Origin of the sequence: Flavobacterium sp. UBA4854, from assembly GCF_002399805.1 — a bacterium.
Lineage (GTDB): Bacteria > Bacteroidota > Bacteroidia > Flavobacteriales > Flavobacteriaceae > Flavobacterium > Flavobacterium ginsengisoli.
The window spans coordinates 31,356-37,877 of sequence record NZ_DHEI01000114.1 but is presented as its reverse complement, the minus strand read 5'-3'; the positions used below and the strand labels follow the sequence as shown (position 1 = coordinate 37,877).

General features: G+C 32.8%; 7 protein-coding genes. 2 read left to right on the top strand and 5 right to left on the bottom strand.

Annotated elements, in window-relative coordinates:
• The 3 genes from B3J44_RS17205 to B3J44_RS17195 form a co-directional block, all read right to left on the bottom strand.
• Positions 1-908: DUF6909 family protein (locus B3J44_RS17205; protein WP_414654818.1), on the bottom strand; the 908-nt coding region annotated here is incomplete at its 3' end.
• A 138-nt stretch (positions 909-1,046) separates the two neighbouring features.
• Entirely contained in the window at positions 1,047-2,531 is a 1,485-nt protein-coding gene (locus tag B3J44_RS17200) for a GH3 auxin-responsive promoter family protein (protein ID WP_286969916.1), read from the bottom strand.
• An 11-nt stretch (positions 2,532-2,542) separates the two neighbouring features.
• Positions 2,543-3,049: a peptidase gene (locus B3J44_RS17195; RefSeq protein WP_198855064.1), complete on the bottom strand. Its 507-nt coding sequence runs from the start codon at positions 3,047-3,049 to the stop codon at positions 2,543-2,545.
• A gap of 215 nt (positions 3,050-3,264) precedes the next feature.
• On the opposite strand from B3J44_RS17195, the gene B3J44_RS17190 reads away from it, so the two are divergent.
• A complete protein-coding gene (locus B3J44_RS17190) occupies positions 3,265-3,447 on the top strand; it encodes a Sec-independent protein translocase subunit TatA/TatB (RefSeq protein ID WP_111378739.1) in 183 nt (60 codons plus the stop codon).
• A 108-nt stretch (positions 3,448-3,555) separates the two neighbouring features.
• Here the strand turns inward: B3J44_RS17190 and B3J44_RS17185 are convergent, their stop codons facing one another.
• Positions 3,556-5,679 carry a Tex family protein gene (locus B3J44_RS17185; RefSeq protein ID WP_286969913.1) on the bottom strand — a complete coding sequence of 708 codons (2,124 nt, stop codon included), beginning with the start codon at positions 5,677-5,679 and terminating at the stop codon, positions 3,556-3,558.
• Positions 5,680-5,795: 116 nt separating this feature from the next.
• Here B3J44_RS17185 and B3J44_RS17180 point away from each other — a divergent pair, with 116 nt between their 5' ends.
• A complete protein-coding gene (locus tag B3J44_RS17180; RefSeq protein ID WP_286969912.1) occupies positions 5,796-6,065 on the top strand; it encodes a DUF1294 domain-containing protein in 270 nt (89 codons plus the stop codon).
• Positions 6,066-6,216: 151 nt separating this feature from the next.
• Here B3J44_RS17180 and B3J44_RS17175 read toward each other — a convergent pair.
• A partial coding sequence (locus B3J44_RS17175) for an RpiB/LacA/LacB family sugar-phosphate isomerase (RefSeq protein WP_286969911.1) occupies positions 6,217-6,522 on the bottom strand: 306 nt, incomplete at its 5' end.

The following is a 6,522-nucleotide window of genomic DNA, read 5'->3' as shown; positions in this document are numbered from 1 at the left end:
TTTCCTTTATATTTTGTTTTCAGCAATGGTGTTGCAAAGATCGAATTCATCACACTATGCATATTGGCACTAATTACGTGAATTGGTCTTTTCAGCAAATCGTTTGCTTTTAGAACCTCTTTTATATTTGTTGCCCAGATTTCCCCATGAATATGATGTCCTAATCTTTCACGTAAAACTGGACTAAAAGTAATTGTACGTTTATTGTTTTCAACAATTTCTTCGATTGCTAATTTTCCTAACCAATAAATTACGTGCAGGAAACGATCTGGCGCAGTTTCTGAACCAAAAGCATCGTAAATATCTAAAACTTCCTCAAAAGTTCTCGCTAAAATATTTGCAACGTGCGAAATGGCTTTTTCTTTCTCAATCTGTGTTAACTTTTTAGTTTGCATAACAGCTTGCTCCAGTTTCTGCCAATCGCGAGAAACCTCTCCACCATCATCGATTAAAACTCTATTTTTAATTTTATGAGATTCAATAAAAATGAAAGTCAAATGTGTTAGAATATCATAAATGTCAGAACGTCCACGCGTGATTTCTACATTCATTTGTTCTTCGTCTATTCTGTAGCAATTTCTTCTTCTTTTTGGAGGAACAATCGGCTGAAAATGCGATTTAGAATATCCTTCGTCTGAAGTTAAATTAATAAAACGGCATTGCTCAATTCCAATTGGAAGACGCTCAATAACGTATAAAAGTCCGTTTAATTCTACTTTTTCTTCTGCAATATTCCCATAAATTTCTGGACGTAAAGCCAATAATGATTCGCGTAAGCTGTCGCCAGAAACTCCCATTGGTTTGTAAAAACCACGGTTAAATAAATGGCGCATTGTTATGTACATTTTTTCTATCGCCGCAGAAGATTCCTGCGCTCTTGATCTTGATATATGTTTAGTTTCTTTCATGCTTTTTTATTTTAAAAATCATCCTCATTTTTAAAGAAGATGTAAATATTTCGATAAACGAAAGTAGGAATTATATATATAACTTTAATAAATTTCCATTTAACAAATTGTTAGTAGGTCTTTTTAAAAAAGCTGATTTTACTTCAAATTATCCGCAATATTTCTATCATTCGATAATCTAGGTATTTTATTCTGTCCGCCCAGTTTTCCTTGCGATTTCATATAATCTTGAAATCCGTTTTTAGAAACTTTAGTGATCACTACTTTTCTTAAAACATTTCCGGTAATTAAATCGTCATAATAAATGTTTTGCTTTCGCATTGAGTTATCAATCTTTTCGGCAAAAACTTCCATGTTTTCTGGCTCTTTTTCAAATTCTACAAACCATTCGTGGTAAGGTAATCCGGTAGCAGGCGTAATTTGTGGTGCTACAGTAAATTCGTTAATAACAATATTGGTAGAATTTATAGCTTCTTTCATCGCATTTTCGACTTCATTAGCAATTACGTGTTCTCCAAAAGCCGAAATATAATGTTTAATACGTCCAGAAACTATAACACGATACGGATCTAAAGAAGTAAATTGAATAGTATCTCCAATATTATAACGCCAAAGTCCTGCATTTGTCGAAATAATCAAAACATAGTTTACTCCTACCTCAACTTCGCCAATGGTGTATACTTTCGGGTTTTCGTTAAAGAATTCATCTGCTTTTATAAACTCATAGAAAATACCAGAATTTAAAAGTAATAACATTCCTTTTTCTTTCTGCGAATCTTGGTACGCAAAAAAACCTTCAGAAGCTGGAAACAATTCTATACTGTCTACTTTCTTGCCAATCATCTGCTCAAATTTGGCACGATACGGTTCGTAATTAACACCTCCGTAAATAAACAGATTGAAATTTTTGAATATCTCACTAATCTTTTTACCGCCACTTTTTTGCTGTAAACGCTCAAAATACATCTGTACCCAAGACGGAATTCCAGAAATAACAGACATATCTTCTTGTATTGTTTCATCTACAATTGCATCTACTTTGGTTTCCCAATCTTCAATACAATTCGTTTCCCAAGATGGCATTCTGTTTTTCTGCAGATATTTTGGAACAAAATGCGCCACGATTCCAGAAAGTCTTCCAAATTTAATTCCGTATTTCTCCGTTAGAATAGGACTTCCTTGCAAAAAGATCATTTTTCCGTCAACAAAATCGGCATTTCCTGTTTCGTTAATATAATGAAGAATTGCGTTTCGAGCCGCTTCTATATGAAATGGCATAGATTCTTTAGTTAGCGGAATAAATTTTGCGCCAGAAGTTGTTCCAGAAGTTTTAGCAAAATATAATGGTTTTCCTTTCCAAAGAATATCAGCTTCTCCTTTTACAACCTTTTCGACATACGGTTTTAGATCTTCATAATCTCTAACTGGAACACGTTTCTGAAAATCTTCAAAAGTTTTTATCTCATTGAAATTATGATCTTTTCCAAATTCAGTATTTTGTGCAGTCTCAATCAAACTTTTAAAAACCTCATGTTGGGTTTGAATTGGCTTATTTGCCCATTTAAGAGTTTGTTTATATATTTTTCGGGCAAAAATTTTTGCCGCAATTGACTTAATTGACATTTTTAGTGGTATTATTTTTTGTCACTTTTCTTTTTGTCTTGAGATTTTGTCTTCGTTTCTTTTTCAGTTTCAGCGACATCTTCTCTTAGTTTTATTTCAGCCTCTGAGGCTTTCATATTTAAATCTGAAGCGTCTTCAACAGACTCTGTTAATATAGAATCTTTATTAAATTTTGAATATTCTAATTCTCCTTTTAAAACTTTCTGAATTCCTTTTATATAAATTTCATTGTGTTTTAAAGCCGTTTCTAAAGAATCTGATTTAATTGCTAGTCTCGTAGCATTTCGTTTCAATTCTGTAGAAGAATATCCCGGAATAAATTCACGAAGCGGAGTAAATGCGATAATGAAAGTAGTAACCAAAATTAGAAATATTCCGCCTAAAGTAAACGTTACAAATACATTCATTAAAGTAAGCCTAAAAGAAAAAATCTCTTCAAAAGTGTCTTCATTTAAAATTACTAATCGGTTTTTAATGAACAGTTTTTTTCTAAAATTCTTTTTATTTTTCTTAGTCATTATCCTTCTTTATGCTAGCAAATATAGTAATTAATCATCATGATATTTATTCGAAAAATTTCATGAAGAGCTATAATCTACGATTTTATAAAATATTTAACGTAGTCTTATTGAAATATTTTAAACTAAAAATACTTCTATTTCGTATATTTCTATATACCTTTGCGGGATAATTAATAAAAATCAATTTGCTTCGGCATTAAATATAGTTAGTCATGGGAAGATTAGGTCTTACAGAAATCCTTGTTATCGTAGGTATTGTGATATTACTTTTTGGAGGTAAAAAAATTCCAGAATTAATGAAAGGTTTAGGAAGTGGAATTAAGGAATTTAAAAACGCTGCTAAAGACGATCAACCTGCTGCTTCTAAAAAACAAGAAGAAGAAGAAACAAAATAAGAAATTCGAAAAAATTAAAATCCCAAACTACAATGTAGTTTGGGATTTTTTTTATGGCTTATAATAAAACTACTCAATAGTTTTGTCGAAGCTTGCAATTTGGAATTTCTATAAAACCATCGTCAACTGAATTCTCTTTCTATCTTCATCAACCTCAGTCACTTTCACATCAACATGCTGGTGTAATTTTACCACTTCGTTTACATCACTTACAAATCCGGCTTTCAACTGAGAAATATGCACTAATCCGCTTTCTTTGATTCCGATGTCAACAAAACAGCCAAAGTTGGTAATGTTATTCACAATCCCTGGTAATATCATTCCTGTTTTCAAATCTTTGATTGATTTTACATTGGCATCAAATTCAAAAATCTTAGCAGATTTTCTTGGGTCTAATCCAGGTTTTTCAAGCTCTTTAATGATATCTTTTAGCGTAAGTAAACCAATTTCAGGTGTTACATATTTTTCGGCCTTAATAAGCGCTGTTTTATCTTTGTTTGCAATTAAATCATTTAGAGAAATATTCAAATCTTTCGCCATCTTTTCAACAACTGGATAAGCCTCTGGATGCACCGCCGAATTATCTAACGGATTTTTAGCATTTGTAATTCTAATAAACGCTGCTCCTTGTTGATATGCTTTATCTCCTAAACGTGGCACTTTTTTAAGTTGCTTTCTATCTTCAAAAGGTCCGTTTTCAGAACGGTATTGTACAATGTTCTCCGCTAGCTTCTCCCCGATTCCACTCACATAACTTAATAAATGCTTACTTGCGGTGTTGATGTTAATTCCAACCGAGTTTACACAACGAATAACCGTATTATCTAATTCTTCTTTTAATTTTGTTTGGTCAACATCGTGCTGATACTGTCCTACTCCAATCGCTTTTGGATCAATTTTTACCAATTCGGCCAACGGATCTGAAAGTCGTCGCCCGATAGAAACCGAACCACGAACCGTTACATCATAATTTGGAAATTCTTCTCTCGCAATTTTTGACGCAGAATATACAGATGCTCCTGCCTCAGAAACTACAAATACTTGAATTGGTTTATCAAACGCGATTTTTTTAATGAAAAATTCTGTTTCGCGAGAAGCTGTTCCGTTTCCGATAGAAATGGCATCAATTTGATACGCATTTACCATCGAACGTATTTTTTTTATCGCCATGGTTTCCTCATTTTGAGGCGCGTGCGGATAAATGGTTTCATTATATAATAAATCACCTTTTTCGTCCAGACAAACTACCTTACAACCGCTTCTAAATCCTGGATCGATCGCTAGAATTCGTTTTTCTCCCAATGGCGGAGCCAATAAAAGTTGCCCTAAATTGTTAGCAAAAACCTGAATAGAATTAGCATCGGCTTTTGCTTTTGCTTCTTGTAACGTTTCGTTTCCAATTGCTGGATTCAATAAACGTTTGTAACTATCTTCAATCGCCAGCTGTAAATGCGCTGTCGTATTATTTTGTTTTTTAATAATGATTTCGTCAATTACATCGTAAGCATCGTCGATATCAACATCTATTTTCATTTTAATAAAACCTTCATTTTCTGCACGAAGCATCGCTAATAAACGGTGTGCTGGCGCTTTTGTTAAAGGCTCTTCCCAATCAAAATATTGGTTGAATTTTTGTGCACCTTCTTCTTCAGCTTTCTTTTTAACCACTTTTGTAGCGATAGTTGCTTTTCGCTGAAATAATCTACGCAATTGTTTACGAACATAAATATTTTCGTTAATCCATTCTGCTACAATATCTCTTGCGCCTTGAATAGCAGCTTCTTCGTTAATAACATTTTCATTAATGTATTGTGTCGAAATAAAATCGATATCGGCATCACTTTCAGATATAATCAGTTTTGCTAAAGGTTCTAAACCAAATTCGCGCGCAACATCGGCTTTTGTTTTTTTCTTCTTTTTGTACGGAAGATAGAAATCTTCTATTTCTTGTAAATCAAAACTGTCTTCAATTTTTTTCTTCAATTCTGGCGTAAGTGCTTTTTGCTCTTCGATCGATTTTAAAACAGCTTCTTTACGTTTTATAAGCGTATCGTATTCTTTCTGCAATTTAGCAATATGCTCAATAACAGTTTCATCAAGGTTTCCGGTTGCATCTTTTCGGTAACGCGAAATAAACGGAATCGTACAGTCTTCTTCTAATAATTTAACTGTGTTTTGAATACTGACTGCGGGCGCCTGAACAGACTTGGCAATGAATTGAATATTAGTCATACTTTTAATGAAATGATTTTCTTACTTAAAAATGATATAATTTACTTGTTAAAGCATTTCTGCAAAATAGTAAATCATTCGGCTAAAATAATATCTTTGTTTCTAATTTTAAGCCAATGGAAGTTTTATTACTATATTTTTTATTTATAAATGTGCTTGTTTTTATTTTCGCTGGATATGACAAATCTCAAGCTCGAAAAAATAACCGACGTGTTCCTGAAAAAACCTTGTTTCTCATGGCTATAACGGGTGGCTCACTTGGGTTATTAACAGCAATGTTATTATTTAAACATAAAACGAGTAAAACTTCTTTTATTGTAAAGTTTACTGTGATTTTAGCAATCCAGGCAGCACTTATATATGCTCTTTTGAATTATAAAAAGTAGATATTAACATTGTTGATAACTCAAAAAACAATGTTTTTATAGCAGTTAAATAATTGAATTATAAAAACTTAAATAAAAAACCGGACAAATTTAAAAATCCGCCCGGTGTGTTTATGAATAGGTGCGAAGCACCGAATTTTTTTTTGACTTTTTACGAACAAGCAATTTTATTTACTCTATTTTGGTGTCTTCCGCCTTCAAAAGCAGTATCAAGAAAAGTTTCAACGATTTCAACAGCTTGATGAATAGATGTGAATCTCGCTGGAATACTAACAATATTTGCATCATTGTGTAAACGAGTTAAATATGCAATTTCTTTAGTCCAGCATAAGCCAGCTCTCACTTTCGGATGTTTATTAACAGTCATTGCAATCCCGTTACCGCTTCCGCAAATTACGATTCCAAAATCAGCTTTTCCTTCAGATACATCATTCGCAACTGGATGTCCAAAATCAGG